Raw genomic sequence first — 18,543 nt, forward strand, 5'->3', positions numbered from 1 at the left:
CGGCATCGTCCGCGCGTGCGGTGCCGCCGGCCGCGGCGGCCGCCGCCAGCGCCGCCGCGCCGGCCGCGCCCACGCTGGCGCAGCAGCTCGCCGGCCGGGTCGCCGAAGGCTGCGCGCTGAACCTGCAGGGCCGCCATGCCCAGGCCCTGGCGGTGCTGGAATCCGCACTGGAATTTCAACGCAGCGAACCGGCGCTGCGCCACAGCGACGACTACCGTGTCGGCGTACTCGCCGCCGCCATCGCCCGCCACGGCGCCGAACCCAGCGCCGATACGCAGGAACGCCTGCAGCACGAACTGACGCGGGAGTCCTGGCTGGGCTCCGACGCCGCCCGCGCCGCCTGGCGCGAACAGGCCGCCGCGGCCGCGCGGCTGGGCGTAAAGCCCGTGCAATGAAGCCGGGGCTGCGCCCGGCAAGGTCGGCGCGGGGGCCGGCGCACGGGGGCGGCCGGCGGAGTTCCCGGCGCGTCTGCCTCAGTGGTAGCCCGCACCTTCGCTCACCTTGCCGCGGAACACGCGGTAGGAATATGCGGTGTAGGCCAGCACCGCCGGCAACATGATCGCGGTGCCGACCAGGGTGAAGTTCAGGCTGGAAACGGGTGCGGCGGCCTGCCAGATGCTCAGGTGCGGCGGCACGATGTTCGGCCATACGCCCAGCACCAGGCCGAGGAAACCCAGGCCGAAGAAACTCAGGCTCAGTACGAAGGGCGCCAGCTCGCGGTTGCGCGTCACCGCGAACCACAGCGCGACGGCATTGGCCGCGGTCAGCAGCGGCACAGGCGAGAGGTATAGAAAGTTCGGCAGGGTGAACCAGCGCTGCATCAGCTGCGAATCCAGGAACGGCAGCGACACGCTGACCAGGAACATGCAGCAAATCACAATCATCATCAGCGGCCGGGTCAGGTCGAAGGCGATGCGCTGTACGCGGCCTTCGGTCTTGAGGATCAGCCAGGTCGCGCCGAGCAGGGCGTAGCCGAAGATCAGGGCCACGCCGGTGAGCATGGCGAAGGGGCTGAACCAGCCCAGTGCGCCTTCCACGTACTTGCCTTCCTTCAGCGGCATGCCTTCGACCAGGGCGCCGAGGATCACGCCCTGGGCGAACGCCGCCGCCAGCGAGCCCAGATGGAAGGCCGCGCCCCAGACCCAGCGCGAACGTTCGGCCTTGAAGCGGAATTCAAACGCGACGCCGCGGAAGATCAGCGCAATCACCATCAGCAGTATCGGCAGGTACAGCGCCGACAGCAGCAGCGAATACGCCTTGGGAAACGCGGCGAACAGGCCCACGCCGCCCAGCACCAGCCAGGTCTCGTTGCCATCCCAGATGGGCGCGGCGGTATTCATCATCAGGTCGCGCTGGTGTTCGTCGTCGGCGAACGGGGAAAGTATGCCCAGGCCCAGCACGAAGCCGTCCAGCAGCACGTACATCAGCACGCCGAAGCCGATGATGAAGAACCACACCACGGGCAGCACTTCCTGCAGGCTCATGCGTTTTCTCCCACCGGCGGCGCGGCGGACAGCGGCCGCGCCGGCGTCGCCTCGGGTTCCACCCGCGGCGGCGCCTGTTTCGGCCCGGCGGCGAACAGACGGTACAAGTACCAGATGCCAAAACCGAACACGATGGCGTAGACCACGACGAAGCTCGTCAGCGAGATCGCCACGCTGACCAGGTCCACGCCGCTGAAGGCGTCGCGGGTGCGCATCAGGCCGTAGATCACCCAGGGCTGGCGGCCGATCTCGGTCACGTACCAGCCGGCCAGCACGGCGACGAAGCCCGCCGGCAGCATGGCGGCGAAGACGCGCAGGAAACCGCGCTGCGTGAACAGGCGGCCGCGCCACCACAGCAGCAGACCCCAGGCGGCCAGGCCCAGCATGGCGAAGCCCAGGCCGACCATGACGCGGAAGGCGAAGAACACCGGCTTCACCGGCGGGCGGTCGCCGGGCGCGAAATCCTTCAGGCCCTTGACCTCGCCGTCCAGCGAATGGGTCAGGATCAGGCTGCCCAGATACGGCACGTCCACGGCGTAGCGATTGGTTTCCGCGGCTTCGTCCGGCCAGGCGAACAGGGTCAGCGGCACGTGCGTCTCGGTTTCCCAGCGTGCTTCGATCGCGGCCAGCTTGGCCGGCTGGTGTTCGCGCACGTTCAGGCCGTGCAGGTCGCCGGCGACGATCTGCAGCGGCACGACGATGGCGATGAAGGCGACCGCGCAGCGCAGCATCACCTGCGCCTTGTCCTGCCATCGACCGCGCAGCAGGTAGATCGCCGCGCTGCCGCCGACCACGAAGGCGGTGGTGATGAAGGCGGCCAGCACCATGTGCGTCAGGCGGTACGGGAAAGACGGATTGAAGATCACCGCCCACCAGTCCACGGGCTGATAGCTGCCGTCGATGAACTGATGTCCGGCCGGCGTATGCATCCAGCTGGAGGCGGAGAGGATCCAGAACGAAGACACCAGCGTGCCCAGCGCAACCATGCAGGTGGCGAGGAAATGGGTGCGGTCGCTGACCTTGCGCCAGCCGAACAGCATCACGCCGAGGAAGGTGGCTTCGAGGAAGAACGCGGTGAGCACTTCATAGCTCAGCAGCGGGCCGAGTATGCCGCCGGCCTGCTCGCTCAGGCGCGCCCAGTTCGTGCCGAACTGGAAGCTCATCACGATGCCCGAGACCACGCCCATGCCGAAGACGACGGCGAAGATCTTGAGCCAGAAGAAGTACAGGTCGCGCCACAGGTCGCTGCGGCTGCGCAGCCACATGGCTTCGATGAAGGCGAGCCAGCTCGCCAGGCCTATGGAAAAGGCCGGAAACAGCACATGAAACGAAATCACGAATCCGAACTGGATGCGTGAGAGGAACTCGGCGTCAGCCATGGCTTGCTCCACTGCGGCATGGTCCGCGCCCGCGGCGGTGCGACTTCGCGCCGCCGCGCCTGCCGCGGAGGGATTCCGCCGGCGGCTACGGGTCCATGTCCTGCCGGCCTCATGCCGGTGTTTTGTCGTTTGCTTGCGCGGCATTATCCTCCCGCCGCAACGCCGACGCAGGCGCTGCGGCAACTTGCCGCGTCGTTCGCGGTCGAGGCAGTCCGCTGCTTTCCAGCCGACGAGATGCAGGCATGACGCTTACGGTCACGGATGAAACCGCCGCTCCCGCTCCCGCGCCCGCGCGCCGCCAGGCGCTGTTGCGCTGGCTGGTGCCGCTGGGCTTCCTCGCCCTCACCGCCTGGCTGGTCTGGCGCGAACTGGCCAGCTTCGACCTGGTGCAGGTGCAGCGCACCCTGGTCGGCGTACCCACCTTGCCCGCGCTGGGCATCGCGCTGTTCGCACTGGCTTCGGTCTGTCTCACCGGCCTGGTCGATCTGCGCATCGCGCGCTGGCTGAAGCTGACGCTGCGCGGCGGCGAGCTGCTGCGCCTGGCCCTGGTCGCCAATGCACTGGCCAATACCATCAGCCTTTCCGGCGCCATGGGCGCCGGCGTGCGCCTGATGGGGCTCAGCGGCCGCGGTGTGGATCTGCCGCGCGCGGCGACCCTGATCGGCATGCAGGCGCTGGCCCTGCCGCTGGGCCTGTCGCTGCTGGTCGCCTTCAGCCTGCTCAGCGGCAACCTGCCACTGATACCGGGCACGGCGGTGCGCTGGCTGGCCATCGCCGTGCTCGTCGCCGCGGCGCTGTATCTGCCGCTGTATTTCGTGCTGACCCAGCAGCGCCGCCTGATGCGCTGGCTGCCGCCGGAGCAGCCGCTGCCGGGCTGGCGCCTGCGCCTGGAGCTGGCGGCGATCTCGCTGCTGGATTGGCTGCTGGCGGCAGCCACTTTGTATATCTGTCTACATGTCAGCGGCGCCGCGGTAGCGCCGGCGGAATTGCTGCTGGCCTTCGCGGCGGCTTCGGTGCTGGGCCTGGTCAGCCTGGTGCCCGGCGGCCTGGGCGTATTCGACGGCCTGCTGCTGATCGCGCTGGGCCAGGCGGGACATGACCAGGCCGCGGTGGTATCGGGACTGTTCCTGTTCCGCCTGGCCTACTACCTGCTGCCCTTGTTCGTCGGCTTGTATCTGGGTTCGGGCCTGCTCACCGACCGCCTGCCGCTGCTCAACCGCCTGCGCGAACGCCTGGCCGGCCATCCGCTGTTCGGCCTGCTGCAGCTGCCGGCAAGCTTGCTGGCAGACCTGGGCATACGCCTGCTCGCCGTGTTCACCTTCGCCGCCGGCGCCCTGCTGCTGGCCTCGGCCGCGATCCCCGCGCTGCACGAACGCCTGCGCGCCGCCGGCCAGTATCTTTCGCTGCTGACGCTGGAAAGCAGCTACTGGCTCAGCGTGGTCACCGGCGTACTGTTGCTGGGCCTGGCCCGCGGCATAGACGGGCGCGTGCGGGTGGCGTACCGGCTGACCCAGTTCGTGCTCGCGCTGAGCGCCCTGCTCGCCCTGGCCAAGGGCCTGCATTACGGCGAGGCGCTGTTCCTGCTCGCCGTCGCGCTGCTGCTGCGTTCGCGCAAGAACGCCTTCAGCCAGCGCGCCATGCACCTGGGCTCGGTCACCACGGCAGGCTGGATCGCCGGCCTGGCGGCGGTCGTCGTGGTGTTCTTCGCCGTGGGCGTGGCCGCGGTGCTCGGCGACGATTCCTTCGATCTGTTCTACGTCGGTTTCGGCGAACATTCCTCGCGCTTGGCCCGCGGCCTGGTCGCGGCCGCGCTGGGCGTGGCGATCTACCTGATCTGGCAGAGCTTCGCCGTGCGCCGGCCGCAGCCGGCATTGCCGCAACGTACAGAACTGGAAGAAGCGCGCGAGCTGTACCAGCACCACGGCGGCGGCGAATTCGGCCATCTCACCCTGATGGGCGACAAATCCCTGTTCTGGGCCGGCGACCGCCAGGCCCTGATCGCCTACGGCACCATACGCGACCGCCTGGTCGCGCTGGGTTCGCCCTGCGGCAAGGACAGCGCGATTTCCCGCGCCATCCTCGATTTCCGCCGCTTCGCCGACAGCCAGGACCGCGTGCCGGTGTTCTACGAAGTGCTGGAGCCGGAGCTGTCGCGCTTCCACGACCACGGCTTCGACCTGTTCAAGCTGGGCGAGCTGGCGACAATACGACTGGCCGAGTTCAACCTGTCCGGCAAGCGCTGGGAAGATCTGCGCCAGGCGGTGAACCGCTCGACCAAGGAACAGCTGCGCTTCGAGCTGCGCACGCCGCCGTTCGACACCGCCCTACTGGCCGATGTGGAGCGCGTCTCCGACGCCTGGCTCGCCGACAAGGGCGCGAGCGAGAAAGGCTATTCGCTGGGCCGCTACGATCCGGCCTATCTGGAATGGGGCCCGCTGGCCCTGGTCTACCACGCTGACCAATTGGTCGCCTTCGCCAACGTGCTGCCGCCCTATGGCGGCAACGGCAATGCCAGCGTCGACCTGATGCGCGTAGTACCCGGCGCGCCGCGTTCGAGCATGGACCTGCTGTTCGCCCGCGTCATGCAATGGGCGCAGGAACAGAACTTCGAGCGTTTCAGCCTGGGCATGGCGCCGCTGTCCAATGTCGGCGCCAATCCGTATGCGCGCATCAACGAGCGGCTGGCGGCGCTGGCATTCCGCTACGGCAACAGCCGCTATAACTACCAGGGCATACGCCGCTACAAGGAGAAGTTCCGGCCGGACTGGACCGGGTCCTATCTGGCGTATCCGCGCGGCGTGTGGGTGCCGGGGCTGCTGGTGGATGTGGCGGCGCTGGTGGCCGGGGGGTACAGGAAGTTGTTGCGCGGATGAGGTGTGGGTCCCGGGCCGTGGCAGGGCGAACGGAGCGAGGCCGGTGTGGGATCCGGGTGGAACCGTTGCAGTGAATTTGTCGACGAAAATTCAGTCGTGCGGCGACGGCTGGACGTCGCCTCCTCACCCCGGTCCGCTCCGCCGAGCGGAGCTTGGCGGAGCGGGAGTGTCGCGTTTTTTAGTTGTTGCGGCGCTGAGAGAAGGCGGTGTCGTGGACGGATGTCCCTGACAGGCAGCGCTGCCGCCCGCTGCAACCGGGACGGAAAGGCCCGGCAGCGCCGGCGGCAGGCAGGGCAGCCAAGGCCCGGCGTTGTTGCGCACCGGGCATACGCCTGGCCGGCTGCTCAAGCTGGCTTCTGGCCGCCCCCGGCAAAGCGCGGTGACTACCCCCTCAGCGCCGCTGCGGCCAGTGCTGCAGCAGCCGCTGTCCTATCGCGGCGTAGTCGCCGTCGTAGTGATGCCCGCCGGGCAGATCCAGCGCACTGACCTTGTTGCCGGTCAGCCCGGAACAGGCGCTGTCGTCCTCGTCCCTGCCGTGCAGGCAGAACGCCGGCACGGTACTCCTGGCCAGTTCGGGCGCGATCGGCAGCGCGCCTTCGTGGTGCGCGCCACCGAACCAGTCGCCGACCTTGATCTCGAACACGGCTTCGTCATCGGGCGAAATCATGAATTGCAGGTCGACCTTGTCGCGCGCGGCCTCGGGCAGGCGGTTGTAGACCACGGGAACGAGGCTGGCGCCGAAGGAGTAGCCGACCAGGGCGAAGCGCGCCCCGGGCTGCTGCGCGGCGTAGTGGCCGATCACGCGCGCGATGGCTTCGGCGGACTGCTCCGGCGTGCGCTGCTGCCAGAAGAATTTCAGCGTGGAAAAACCGATCACCTGCACGCCGTCTGCGGACAGGGCCTCGGCAACACCCTGGTCCAGGCCGGCCCAGCCGCCGTCGCCGGTCAGCAGCACGGCGATGCGACGGCCGTCGCCGCCCGTTGCGGCGACTTCGGTCAGCGGCAGGTCGGCCACGTCCTGCGGCAGCGGTTCGCGCCGGCGCGCCTCGCGCCGGTCCCAGCGCTGCAGGGTGGCGACCAGGGCCGCGGGCGGGCTCGGTGCCGCGCGCGGATGCAGGCCGGCGATCCAGCGATCCAGCGCCGCGAACTGCGCGCCCAGGCCGTTGATGTGCGTGCCCGGCGCATAGGGCCGCGCCAGCCACGGCGTGCCCAGGCGCGCCACGGGCACGATGCGGAAGCCGCCGGCGCCGTCGGCCGCGCTGGCCAGGCCCGCATCGCCGGCGCAGAGCGGCCGCGGCAGGCGCAGGTCGAAGTCATAGCCCAGCGTGGCCAACCCGTCGAAGGTGCCGGCCGGCGCCTGGGCGGCGACGGCATAGGCCAGGGCCGCGCCGCGTTCCAGCCCCACCAGCCACGGTGCGGAATAGTCGGCCAGGTTCTCGTGGCGCTGGACCCAGTGGCTGACTTCCTCGACGTGCGCGGCCGGATAGGCGCAATCGCCGGCGATGCCGGCCAGTTCCTTGAGATAGCCGGGAAGGTCTATGCCCACGACCAGGCTGCCGGCCGCGGCCAGGGCCTCGGCATAGCCGTCTTCGCGCGCGTCCCAGCCGTCGGCGTCGGAAAGGAACAGCAGCGTGCGCGCGGCGCTGCCGGCCGGGCGCGCCAGGTGCAGGTCGCCGAACAGGCCGTAGTGCAGCGGCGAGGTTGCGGCCGCGGCGGGCGCGGCGGCGGCGATGGCGGCGAGCAGCAGGCAGCGGCGCAGGCAGGCCGCCAGTTTCCCGGAATCCACTGATCCAATCCTCCACAAGACACGAAATTCCACGCACCGCGGTGCCGCCGCTAGGCCGCGCCGGCCATATGCGCCTCGATCTCGGCCACCGTGCGCGGCACGCCCAGGGTCAGTATCTCCGGCGCGCCGCGGGTCACCGCCACGTCGTCCTCGATGCGTATGCCCAGGCCGCGCCAGCGCGGCTCCACGTCGGCGGCATCCGGCGCGATGTAGATGCCCGGCTCTACCGTCATGACCATGCCCGGCTCCAGCTGGCGCGGCTCGCCGTCGACGCGGTAGTCGCCGACGTCGTGCACGTCCAGGCCCAGCCAGTGGCCGGTCTTGTGCGGGAAGAAGCGCTTGTACGCGCCGCTGGCGACGGCCGCGGCGGGCTTGCCCGGCAGCAGGCCCAGCTCGCACAGGCCGGCCGCGATCACCGCCACTGCCGCATCGTGCGGCGCGGTCCAGCCCTTGCCGGCGCGCACCTGGGCGATGGCGGCGTCCTGCGCGGCCAGCACGATTTCATACAGCGCGCGCTGGTCGGCGCTGAAGCGGCCGCCGACCGGAAAGGTGCGCGTGATGTCGGAGGCATAGCAGGCGTATTCGGCGCCCGCGTCGATCAGCAGCAGGTCGCCGTCGCGCAGGCGCGCGTTGTTGGCGCGGTAGTGCAGCACGCAGGCATTGGCGCCGCCGCCGACGATGGGCTCGTAGGACGGTACCGCGCCGGCGCTGCGAAAGGCGTGGATCAGCTCGGCCTCGACCTGGTGCTCGAACAGGCCGGGTTTTGCCGCGCGCATCGCCCGGCGATGGCCTTCGCCGGCGATGGCCGCGGCCTGGCGCATCAGCGCCAGTTCGTCGCGCGACTTGAACAGGCGCAGGTCGTGCAGCAGGTGCGACAGGGCGACGAATTCGTGCGGCGCCCGCGCCAGCGGCCCGCGCAGCGTCTGCACGCGCTTGATCCAGCCGATCAGCTTGAGATCGAACTCGCTGTCACGGCCGAAGTGGTAGTAGACGCGGCTGCGGCCTTCGATCAGGCCGGGCAGGATGTCGTCGATGTCCTCGACCGGGAAGGCATCGTCCAGTCCGCAGGCCTCGACCGCGCCCTCCGGGCCCAGGCGCGGCCCGTCCCAGGCTTCGCGCACCGGGTCGCGCTCGCGGCAGAACAGGATGGTCTCGGCCGGCTGGCGCCCGGGCAGCAGGGCGAGCACGGCGTCGGGCTCGGGAAAGCCGCAGAGATAGTGGAAATCGCTGTCCTGGCGGTAGGGATAGGTCGCATCGTTGTTGCGGATGCGCTCCGGCGCCGCCGGTACGATGACGATGGCGTCGTTGCCGGCCAGGCGCATGAGCTGGCGGCGCCGGCGCGCGTATTCGCGGTTGCCGATCACGCGGCGGCGCCCTCAGTGCAGCCGCTGGTCCGCGCCGCCCGGTGCGGGCGCCGCGGCCGCGGCCAGCTCGGCGTGCAGCAGCAGCACGCTGACGCGGATGAATTCCAGCACTTCGGTGAGGGCGCTCTCGTCTTCCTCGGCGTCCTCGTATTCAAAGCTGGAGGAAGCGATGGTGGCGAAATCGCGCAGGATCTCGCCGGCGTCCTCGGACAGGCCGCGCTGGGCGTTGACCCCGGCCAGGCCCAGGCCGCCGAGGAAGCCGCGGCACCACTGCACCAGGGCTTCGGCGCGTTCGGTCAGCGGATCGTCGTCGTCGGGCAGCAGCGGCTCGAAGGTGAAGCCCGCCGCATCGAGCTGGGCGCGGCAGTCGCGGAACAGGCGCTCCAGCAGTTCCATGCGCGCGGCGGTGGTGGCGGCGGGATCGGGTTCCAGCTCCAGCCGCTGCAGCCAGTTGCGCGGCGAGGCGATGCCGCCGCCGCAGAGATAGCCGGTGAGCGAGCCGTGCAGATCGCTGGCGGCGACGCCAAAGCGGAGTTCGTCGAGAACCAGACCCAGCTCGGCGTGGGTGATGGCGGTGGCGGGGGTGTTGCGCATGGCGGCTCCAGGGACGCGGCGGCACCGCCGCGGTCGCGCATCAGTCAAAGCAAGCGGCAAGCCGTCGCCCTGCTCATCACGCCACCACGGGCGCCGTCCGGATGTGGACGATTGTAGCCTTTGGCACGCGGCAGCAGCGCGGCGCCGGTTCCGGGCTAGTTAGCGCGCAGGCAAGTGCCTACACTGGCTGCGCGGCAGGTCGAGGAGGGCGGCTGCGTGGGACTCTGGCGATACCTCGGGGGAGGGCGAAACGCAGTCGCGCCGGCCATGCTGCTGGCGCTGCTGGCGTGCCTCGCCGTCCCGCCGGCCCAGGCCGCGCGGCGCAGCTACTACTTCGACAATCTCGGCAGCGAACAGGGCCTGCAGCAAAACACCGTCAGCGCGCTGATGCAGGACCGCGCCGGTTTCGTCTGGATCGCCACCCAGGGCGGCCTGCACCGCTACGACGGCTACAACTTCCGCGTGTTCGAGCAGGATCCCGAACGCAACGACAGCCTGCCCGACAGTTTCGTCACCGCCATCGGCGAGGATCCGGACGGCCGGCTCTGGGTGGGCACCAATACCAAGGGCCTGGCCAGCCTGGATCCGCGCAGCGGCTCGGTGCTGGAGCTGCAACCCGGCAGCCGCGCCGCCACGCCGCGCGGCAACAGCATCTGCGCGCTGCAGGTGGATGCGCGCAACCGCATCTGGGTCGGCTCGCGCGAAGGCATAGACCTGGTCGATCCAGTCGGCGGCACGCGCCGCGCGCTGTACCGCTTCGATCCGGACAACCTGCCGCTGCGGCCGCAGCGGCGCTTCGTCGAGGGCGCCGGCGGCACCTTGTACGCGCCCACCAGCCAGGGCCTGCTGCGCATCGACCGCAGCGCGGTCAAGGCCGTCAAACTGCCGGCGCCGGCGCTGGCACAGACCTTGTCGGCCCTGGTCGCCCGCGACGGCACGCTGTACGCGGGCACGCCGGCCGGCCTGCTGCGCGTGTCGGCCGACGGCGGGCGCACCGAACAGGTATGGCCGCCCGCCGGGGCGGCGCCGGCCAATGTGTCCGACGTGGTCGAGGATTCCGCCGGCCGGCTGTGGCTGGCGGTGCGCGGCGGCGGCGTGGTGCGGCTGGACCCGCACAGCGGCGAGGCCGACTGGCTGCACCACCAGCGCGACCTGCCCGGCTCGCTGCCCGAGGAATTCATCACCACCCTGCTGATCGACCGTTCCGGCCTGCTCTGGCTGGGCGGCGAGACCCGCGGCGTGGCGACCACGCGGCCGACCAGCGAAACCATCACCTGGCTGGTCGACCTCGACGGCCCGCGCGACCGCGTCACCCGCAACATGGTCAGCGGGCTGTGGGCGCAGGACGACAACTACCTCTGGATCGGTACCGAGGGCGACGGCCTGAAACGCTACGACCGCGCTGCCGACCGCTACGAGAACTGGAGCGAGCCGCTGGCCCGCGCCCTGGGCCTGAAGGGGCCGGCGCAGGAGCTGAGCATCTACGACATCATCGGCGACGGCGAGGGCCGCCTGTGGCTGGCCAGCAGCCACGGCGCGTTCGATTTCGACACGCGCACGCGCCAGGCCACGCTGCTGCCCGTGCCGGCCCTGGCCGGCGCCGGCGCCATCGCCAGCGGCGACCAGGAGGTGCGCAGCCTGCTGCGCGGCCGCGACGGCAGCCTGTGGCTGGGCACGCGCACCAAGGGCCTGCTGCAGCTCAAGGACGGCCGCGTGCAGCGCTGGCGCCACGACGACGCCGATCCCAGCAGCCTGCCGCACAACATGGTGCTGGCCCTGTACGAAGACGGCGCCGGCCGCATCTGGGCCGGCACCCTGGACGGCCTGGCCCTGATCGACCCGGCCAGCGGCCAGCTGCGCCGCCTGACCACCGGCACCGGCGCGCACGGACCGCAGTCGGGCAACCTGGTGCGCAGCATCCACCAGTCCAAGGACGGCACGCTGTGGATAGGCACGCACAGCGGCCTGCTCAGGCTGGAGCGGCTGGACGAGGCCGGCGCCCGCTTCCAGCGCTATTCCACCCAGGACGGCCTGCCCAGCAACACCGTCTACGGCATCCTCGAAGACCAGGCCGGCGCGCTGTGGCTGTCGACCAACCGCGGCATTGCGCGCTTCGAGCCTGGCAGCGGCGCGGCGCGGGTGTTCAACCTCAAGGACGGCCTGCAGGCCTACGAATTCAACGGCGGCTCGGCCTTCGCGCTGAACCCGGGCGAGCTGTTCTTCGGCGGCGTCAACGGCACCAACCTGATCCGCCCCGACACGCTCGCGCGCGAACGCTACGACGCGCCGGTGGTGCTGACCGCACTGACCATCGGCAGCCGGCGCGAGCAGCTGGCCGGCGGCGACAGCCCGCTGTGGAGCATTCCCCAGGCCGAACGCCTGCTGCGCTTTGAATTCGCCGCGCTGGACTACACCGCGCCGGAGGCCAACCGCTTCGCCTGGCGCCTGGACGGCTTCGACGATGCCTGGATCGACGGCGGCGCGCGCCACGACGTGACCTATACCAACCTCGATCCCGGCCGCTACGTGTTCCGCGTGCGCAGCGCGGCCGGCGGCGGGCACGAGGCGGCGCTGAATTTCGAGATCGTGCCGCCGTGGTGGTCGTCGGCCTGGATGAAGCTGGTCTACGCCAGCATCGCCGGCCTGATCGCCTTCGCCATCTGGCGCGAGCGGCGCAGCAAGCGCGCCGAGGAACAGCGCCACCAGGACGAACTGCGCATGCGCGAGGATCGCCTGCGCCTGGCGCTGTGGGGTTCCGGCGACGAATTCTGGGACTACGACATGCGCGCCGGCCGCATCTACCGCTTCGGTGCCGACCAGCTGCTGGGCAGCACGCCGGAGGAAAGCCTCAGCGCCGAGGACTGGCGCAATTTCGCCGTGCACCCGGAAGACCTGCCGCGGGTGGACCGCACCATGTCCGACCATGTCGCCGGGGTGACGGATCATTTCGAGTCCGAACACCGCGTCGCCCATGCCCATGGCGGCTGGATCTGGGTGCTGTCGCGCGGCAAGATCGTCGAGCGCGAGAGCGACGGCCAGCCCGCCCGCATCAGCGGCACCGCACGCAACATCACCGCCACCCGCCTGGCCGAACGCGAGCGCCGCATCGCCGCCGAAGTGATCCGCAACATGACCGAGGCGGTCACGGTGACCGACCTCGACTACCGCTTCACCTCGGTCAACCTCGCCTTCACCCGCATGACCGGCTACCGCGAGGACGAGGTGCTCGGGCTCAACGCCGCCCTGCTCAATTCGCCGCAGCACGCGCCGGAAGTCTACGAGCAGATGCGCGAGACCCTGAGCCAGACCGGCCACTGGCGCGGCGAACTGTGGCAGCGGCGCAAGGACGGCGAGGAATTCCTGAGCTGGCTGGAGCTGGCCGAGGTGCGCGACGCCCAGGGCATGCGCACGCATTTCGTCGGCGTACTGGCCGATATCACCGACCGCAAGCGCGCCGAGCAGGAACTGCGCTATCTGGCCAACTACGACACCCTGACCGGCCTGCCCAACCGCACCTTGCTGGGCGAGCGCCTGGGCCACGCCATCATGCGCGCGCGCCGCAACGGCCGCCGCGTCGCGGTGCTGTTCCTGGACCTGGACCGCTTCAAGCACGTCAACGATTCCATGGGCCATGCCGCCGGCGACCGCATGCTCAAGGCCGCCGGCACGCGGCTGCGCACCCATGTGCGCGACAGCGATACCGTCGCGCGCCTGGGCGGCGACGAATTCACCGTGGTGCTGGAAGACGTGCACGACGGCGGCGAGGCCGAGCACATCGCGCAGAAGCTGCTGCACGCCTTCGCCGAGCCGCTGGAACTGGATGCGGGCCAGGAAGTGGTGATCTCGCCGTCCATCGGCATCAGCCTGTATCCCGACCACGCCCAGGTGCCCACCGACCTGCTCAAGTACGCCGATACCGCCATGTACCAGGCCAAGGAAAGCGGCCGCAACACGTACAAGGTGTACACCTCGGAGATGGACGCCGCTGCACGCCGCCGCGCCACCATGGTCGGCGCGCTGCGCAAGGCGATGGAACGCGGCGAGTTCCGCCTGGTGTTCCAGCCCAAGCTGTCGCTGGCCGAGGCGCGCATCGTCGGTGTGGAGGCGCTGCTGCGCTGGCACAGCGAAGACCTGGGCGAAATCTCCCCGGCCGTATTCATCCCGCTGGCCGAGGAAGCCGGCCTGATTATCGACATGGGCGAATTCGTCATCGACCGCGCCTGCGCTACCCTGGCGCGCTGGCGCGAGCAGGGCGTGGACGACGTGGTCATGGCAGTGAACGTGTCGGTGCTGCAGCTGCTGCGCGGCGAACTGCCGCGGCGCCTGGGCGAGATCCTGGCCGAACACGGCGTCGCCCCGGCGCAGATCGAGCTGGAACTGACCGAAAGCACGATCATGAACAACGCCGAGCAGTCGGTGCGCACGCTGAACGAACTCAAGGCCATCGGCGTGTCGCTGGCCATCGACGATTTCGGCACCGGCTATTCCTCCCTGTCCTATCTCAAGCGCCTGCCCATAGACACGCTCAAGATCGACAAGGAATTCGTCGGCGACATCACCTCCGACCCCGACGACGAAGCCATCACCGCAACCATCATCACCATGGCCCATTCGCTGGGCCTCAACGTGATCGCCGAAGGCGTGGAAACGCACGAGCAGCTGGAATACCTGCGCGAACAGGGCTGCGACGAGATCCAGGGCAACTGGCTGTCGCTGCCGCTGTCGGCCGAACGCTGCCTGGAATTCCTCAAGAGCCGGCGCGGAGTGGTTGCGGCGCTGTGAGCGGGCGGCGGTGCGGCATGGTGGACCGATGTGTCGACCTGACGTGATCGACGCACCGCGATCGAGCCGTACGGCGATTGGGCCGTTGCGGCATGAACCGGATCAGGACAAGCGCGGGGCCGGCGCCCGCCGGGCCGGGCGCAGCGCCTCCTCGCCGCGCCGCGGCCGGACGCAAAGGCCGCATGCACCGTGCCGGCGGCGCCGAACGCCGGCGCCGCCGCGGCCAGCGTCGCCGGCCTGTGACGCGCCGCACCTTGCGCCGGCCGCGGCGCCATTGCGGCGCATCGGCCCTCTGTTATATTCCGGTGCATGTCCGCGGCCCAGAACACATTGGCCGACCTCGCCGAGGTCAGCGCCCGCATCGATCGCCTGGTCGAGCTGTGCCAGCGGCTGTCCGAGGAAAACCGCAGTCTGCGCCAGAGCCAGGAACAGCTGGCCAACGAGCGCGCCCTGCTGCTGCAGAAGAACGAGCAGGCGCGCACCCGGGTCGAGGCCATGATCGCGCGCCTGAAGTCGCTGGAACAGAACGCCTGAGCCCAGGACCCCGATGAGCACTCCCGCGCCGGTTTCCGTCAGCATCCTAGACCGCGAGTTCCTGGTCGCCTGTACCGACGAGGAACGCCCCGGCCTGATCGCCGCGGCGGCCTATCTCGACGGCAAGATGCGCGAAGTCAAGGCCGCGGCCAAGGTCGCCGGCCTGGACCGCGTCGCCGTGCTGGCCGCGCTGAACATCACCCACGAACTGATCGCCGCACGCCAGCAGGGCAGTTCCCAGGCCGATTCCGTGGCACAGCACGTGCAAGCGCTGAAACACAAGCTTGAAGGTGTACTCAGCGCCTCAGTAAAATAGGCGCGTCGTTCTCTGCCGTGTGCGACAGCGCATACAACATTTGCCTTGTTCCTATCGACTACCCCGGGTACGCAGTGCTGAGGTCGGTGTGCATGTCCGCCATGTGCGGAAAGCCTGAGATCTCGCGAGCGGTCCCACCTACACACGGGGTTCAAGGTCGTTTTGTGCGCATCGGCACGGCGGAGGGCGTCTCTCTCCTCACGTAGGTTTTCTTTTCCTTTTTCTTCGCTGTCTCTGCGTGCATGGCATGTGGAGCGAGCGCTCGTGCGCGTGGCTTCGTGTGTTTGCCGGAGCGTTTTTGCGCGATTTCTGCCTGGGCGGCCGGCCGGGATGCATCTTTGGCGCAGATATATCTGATTTAAGGGTGGCCTCGTTCACCTGCCACGCGTAGTTAATTGATCTTGAAGCAGTTTCGTCCGCCTTCGGCGGCCGACCTACTTTCTCTTTGCTTGTGCAAAGAGAAAGTAGGCAAAGAGAAACACACCCCAGAAGCCGCGGCCTACGGGCATCCTGCCCTTCGGCTGCGCGAGGCGGCTACGGGGTCCGCTGAAGGGCCATCCTGGCCCTGCAGCGGACTCGCGCACATCCCTGTGCGCGACCCGCGCTGCGCGCGGGCTGTTCCTACGCCACCTCGCCGCGGCTTATGGGGCCCCGGTAGAGCGGCGCACATCCTTGTGCGCAGAAGCAACGGCAACGGCAACGGCAACGGCAACGGCAACAACGACAGCGGCAACAGCAACTGCAACGGTTGCGGCTGTGGCTTTTGCACGATCACCACCGAAACCTCCACGAATCCCCGCCATCAAGCCCTCTCCCCCAAGCGCGTGAACGCGCTTGGGGGAGAGGGTTGGGTGAGGGGGCAACGCATCCGTCGCGACAGCGCCCAGCTTTAGGCCTCATTGCCAGCGCACACGCTGCAGGCCCACAACAGCACTCCGCCTCCACAACCAGCGCACGCAATCCCAGGAACTCCGCGGCGGCCCGCCACAAGCAAGACCACGGGTGAGCTCCCCAACTCCGGCCATCCGTTCTTAGCCCCTCCCCGCCCTACGCGCTACCATCCCCGCTTTGCCCCACGAGCGACACCGATGAACACTCCCACCGCCCGCCAGGAACTGCGCCAACGCCTGCGAGAACAACGCGCGGCTGTGCCGGCGGCGCAGCGCATCGGGGCTGCGGTCGGCTTGCTGGAGCAGCTGCGGCAGTTGCCGGAGCTGACGGTGGACGAACGCATCGGCGCCTATTTCGCGGTCAACGGCGAACTGTCGCTGCATCTGGTCGTGGCGCATTGCTGGCGCCAGGGCAAGCAGCTGCATCTGCCGGTGGCGGATGCAAAGCGGCAATTGCGGTTCGCGCGCTATACGGCGGATACGCCGGTGCAGCCGAACCGCTTCGGCATTCCCGAGCCGCAGGTGGCGGCAAATCAGCTGGTCGCGCCCGCCAGCCTGGAGCTGGTGCTGGTGCCGCTGCTGGGCTTCGACCGGCGCGGACACCGGCTGGGATACGGCGGCGGATTCTATGATTCCAGCTTCGCCTTCCTGCAGCAGGCCGAGCGGCCGGCGACGCCGCTGCTGGTCGGGATCGGCTACAGCTTCCAGGAAGTGGATACACTCGCGCCCGAATCCTGGGACGTGAAGCTGGACCTGATCGCGACCGAGCGCGAACTGATCGACTGTACCCAGGCCTGACCCTGCTGCACGGAATGCCCATGCGCTACTGGCTGATGAAATCCGAGCCCGAGGAATTCTCCATCGACGCGCTCGCCAAGAAAAAGACCGAACCCTGGAACGGCGTGCGCAATTATCAGGCGCGCAACTACATGCGCGACGACATGAAGATCGGCGACGGCGTGCTGTTCTACCACTCCAACTGCGACGAACCCGGCGTGGTCGGCCTGGCCGAGATCCGCAGCGAAGCCTATCCGGATCCGACCCAGTTCGACCCCAAGAGCGACTACTACGACGCCGGCAGCAAGCGCGAGGAACCGCGCTGGCTGCTGGTCGAGGTTGGCTATAAACGCAAGCTCAAGCGCACCATCACCCTGGCCGAACTCAAGGGCAAACCCGAGCTGGAAGACCTGGCCCTGGTCAAGAAAGGCAACCGCCTCTCGATCATGCCGGTGTCGAAGAAAGAATGGGATTTCATCCTCTCGCTGGAATGAGCCGGCCATACCGCTCATTCCGACCCCGAATCTCCAATCCCGAACAGCGAAACCCGGCACACCATGGACCGCGAACAACAGAAACGCCTGGCCGCCCAGCGCGCCATCAGCTATGTGGAAAAAGGCAGCGTCGTCGGCGTAGGCACCGGCTCCACCGTGGCCTATTTCATCGATGAACTGGGCAAGATGCGCGACGAGATCGACTGCGCCGTGTCCAGCTCGGAGCGCTCCACCGAATTGCTGCGCGAACGCGGCATCCGCGTGGTCGATCTCAACAGCGTGGGCACGGTGCCGCTGTATGTGGACGGTGCCGACGAATGCGACGGGCACAAGCGCCTGATCAAGGGCGGCGGCGCGGCACTGACGCGGGAGAAGATCATCGCCGCGGCCTCCGAACGCTTCGTCTGCATGATCGATCCGGCCAAGCGTGTCGATGTGCTGGGCAAGTTCCCGCTGCCGGTGGAAGTGATCCCGATGGCACGCTCCTATGTCGCGCGCGAGATCGTCAAGCGCGGCGGCCAGCCGGTCTGGCGCGAAGGCGTCACCACCGACAACGGCAACTGGGTGCTGGATGTGCACAACCTGTCCATCGTCGATCCGGTCGGGCTGGAGCGCGAGTTCAACCAGATCGTCGGCGTGGTCTGCGTAGGCCTGTTTGCGGCGCGGCCGGCGGATATCGTGCTGATCGGCGATCAGCTGATGGCGTGAACACGGCGAGCCTGCTGCCGCGCGCCGCCGCGTTCGCTTCGGCCCTGCTGCTGGCGGGCTGCGCCGCCGCGCCAGCGTCGCCGCGCGGCCTGCGCCTGCAGCTGAACCAGAGCGACTATGCCGTCTACCGCATCGAAGCCGATGCCCTGGGCAGCTACGAGGTGCGCGATTACGACGAGACGGTCTATCTGACCCGGCGCCTGCCGCTGGACGAGGAAAAGTTGCAGGCACTGGCGCATCTGGCCCAGCGCAGCGGCTTCTACACGCTGCCCGCGGACTTGGCCGACCTGCCGCAGGAGGGCGACTGCAGTGCAGAACAGGCGCCGTCCGCGGCCTGCCCGGCGCTGGAGCATATCGTCATCACTTCCGACTGCGGGCCCGACTGGCGACTGCGCATCAGCGACGGCAACCGCAGCCACGAAGTGCACTGGGAATGCGGCCTGCTCGACGCGGCACAGCGCAAGGCCCTGCAACCCCTGCTCGCGGCGATCGACGCACTGTTCGCCGAACATCCGACCGTGGCCAACGCGCCGCCGCCGCGGCGCTGGCGGCGCTGATTGCG

The 18,543-nt window shown here is 69.1% G+C and carries 14 protein-coding genes and 1 other RNA gene; 10 read left to right on the forward strand and 5 right to left on the reverse strand.

Translation table 11 applies throughout. The annotated features are described in order from the left end of the window. On the forward strand, nt 1-395 hold a 395-nt coding region (locus NM961_RS21210), incomplete at its 5' end, for a hypothetical protein (protein WP_255916429.1). 78 nt (nt 396-473) lie between these two features. Here NM961_RS21210 and cydB read toward each other — a convergent pair. Beyond that, on the reverse strand, nt 474-1,484 hold the full coding sequence (cydB, locus tag NM961_RS21215; protein ID WP_255916430.1) for a cytochrome d ubiquinol oxidase subunit II: 1,011 nt from the start codon (nt 1,482-1,484) through the stop codon (nt 474-476). Further along, on the reverse strand, nt 1,481-2,863 hold the full coding sequence (locus NM961_RS21220) for a cytochrome ubiquinol oxidase subunit I (RefSeq protein WP_255916431.1): 1,383 nt from the start codon (nt 2,861-2,863) through the stop codon (nt 1,481-1,483). Before NM961_RS21220 ends, cydB begins: the two co-directional genes overlap by 4 nt. 242 nt (nt 2,864-3,105) lie before the next feature. On the opposite strand from NM961_RS21220, the gene mprF reads away from it, so the two are divergent. Continuing rightward, nucleotides 3,106-5,736 (forward strand): bifunctional lysylphosphatidylglycerol flippase/synthetase MprF, encoded by a 2,631-nt coding sequence (mprF, locus tag NM961_RS21225; protein WP_255916432.1) that lies wholly within the window; start codon nt 3,106-3,108, stop codon nt 5,734-5,736. 391 nt (nt 5,737-6,127) lie between these two features. On the opposite strand, the gene NM961_RS21230 is transcribed toward mprF, so the two are convergent. Genes NM961_RS21230 through NM961_RS21240 form a run of 3 tightly spaced genes read right to left on the reverse strand, consistent with a single transcriptional unit; the run spans nt 6,128 to nt 9,480 of the window. Further along, the gene (locus NM961_RS21230) at nt 6,128-7,522 is read right to left on the reverse strand and encodes an AcvB/VirJ family lysyl-phosphatidylglycerol hydrolase (protein WP_255916433.1); all 1,395 of its coding nucleotides are present in this window, start codon (nt 7,520-7,522) and stop codon (nt 6,128-6,130) included. A gap of 50 nt (nt 7,523-7,572) precedes the next feature. Next, the gene (locus NM961_RS21235) at nt 7,573-8,886 is read right to left on the reverse strand and encodes an aminopeptidase P N-terminal domain-containing protein (protein ID WP_255916434.1); all 1,314 of its coding nucleotides are present in this window, start codon (nt 8,884-8,886) and stop codon (nt 7,573-7,575) included. Nucleotides 8,887-8,898: 12 nt separating this feature from the next. Next, complete coding sequence (locus tag NM961_RS21240; protein ID WP_255916435.1) at nt 8,899-9,480, reverse strand: UPF0149 family protein; 582 nt, start codon at nt 9,478-9,480, stop codon at nt 8,899-8,901. Between the two features lie 267 nt (nt 9,481-9,747). Here NM961_RS21240 and NM961_RS21245 point away from each other — a divergent pair, with 267 nt between their 5' ends. From NM961_RS21245 to NM961_RS21280, 8 genes are all read left to right on the forward strand, one after another. Then, on the forward strand, nt 9,748-14,262 hold the full coding sequence (locus NM961_RS21245) for an EAL domain-containing protein (RefSeq protein ID WP_255916436.1): 4,515 nt from the start codon (nt 9,748-9,750) through the stop codon (nt 14,260-14,262). A 309-nt stretch (nt 14,263-14,571) separates the two neighbouring features. After that, nucleotides 14,572-14,796 (forward strand): TIGR02449 family protein, encoded by a 225-nt coding sequence (locus NM961_RS21250; RefSeq protein ID WP_255916437.1) that lies wholly within the window; start codon nt 14,572-14,574, stop codon nt 14,794-14,796. Nucleotides 14,797-14,809: 13 nt separating this feature from the next. Next, entirely contained in the window at nt 14,810-15,112 is a 303-nt protein-coding gene (locus tag NM961_RS21255; protein ID WP_255916438.1) for a cell division protein ZapA, read from the forward strand. 6 nt (nt 15,113-15,118) lie between these two features. Further along, a non-coding RNA gene (gene ssrS, locus NM961_RS21260) (6S RNA) lies at nt 15,119-15,302 on the forward strand. Nucleotides 15,303-16,200: 898 nt separating this feature from the next. Then, the gene (locus NM961_RS21265) at nt 16,201-16,800 is read left to right on the forward strand and encodes a 5-formyltetrahydrofolate cyclo-ligase (RefSeq protein ID WP_255916439.1); all 600 of its coding nucleotides are present in this window, start codon (nt 16,201-16,203) and stop codon (nt 16,798-16,800) included. Between the two features lie 20 nt (nt 16,801-16,820). Continuing rightward, nucleotides 16,821-17,273: an EVE domain-containing protein gene (locus NM961_RS21270; protein ID WP_255916440.1), complete on the forward strand. Its 453-nt coding sequence runs from the start codon at nt 16,821-16,823 to the stop codon at nt 17,271-17,273. 63 nt (nt 17,274-17,336) lie between these two features. Then, on the forward strand, nt 17,337-17,981 hold the full coding sequence (gene rpiA, locus NM961_RS21275; RefSeq protein WP_255916441.1) for a ribose-5-phosphate isomerase RpiA: 645 nt from the start codon (nt 17,337-17,339) through the stop codon (nt 17,979-17,981). After that, a complete protein-coding gene (locus NM961_RS21280) occupies nt 17,978-18,538 on the forward strand; it encodes a hypothetical protein (RefSeq protein WP_255916442.1) in 561 nt (186 codons plus the stop codon). The genes rpiA and NM961_RS21280 overlap by 4 nt, the downstream gene beginning before the upstream one ends. Nucleotides 18,539-18,543: the final 5 nt, after the last annotated feature.

Origin of the sequence: Tahibacter harae (genome assembly GCF_024437735.1) — a bacterium.
GTDB classification, from domain to species: domain Bacteria; phylum Pseudomonadota; class Gammaproteobacteria; order Xanthomonadales; family Rhodanobacteraceae; genus Tahibacter; species Tahibacter harae.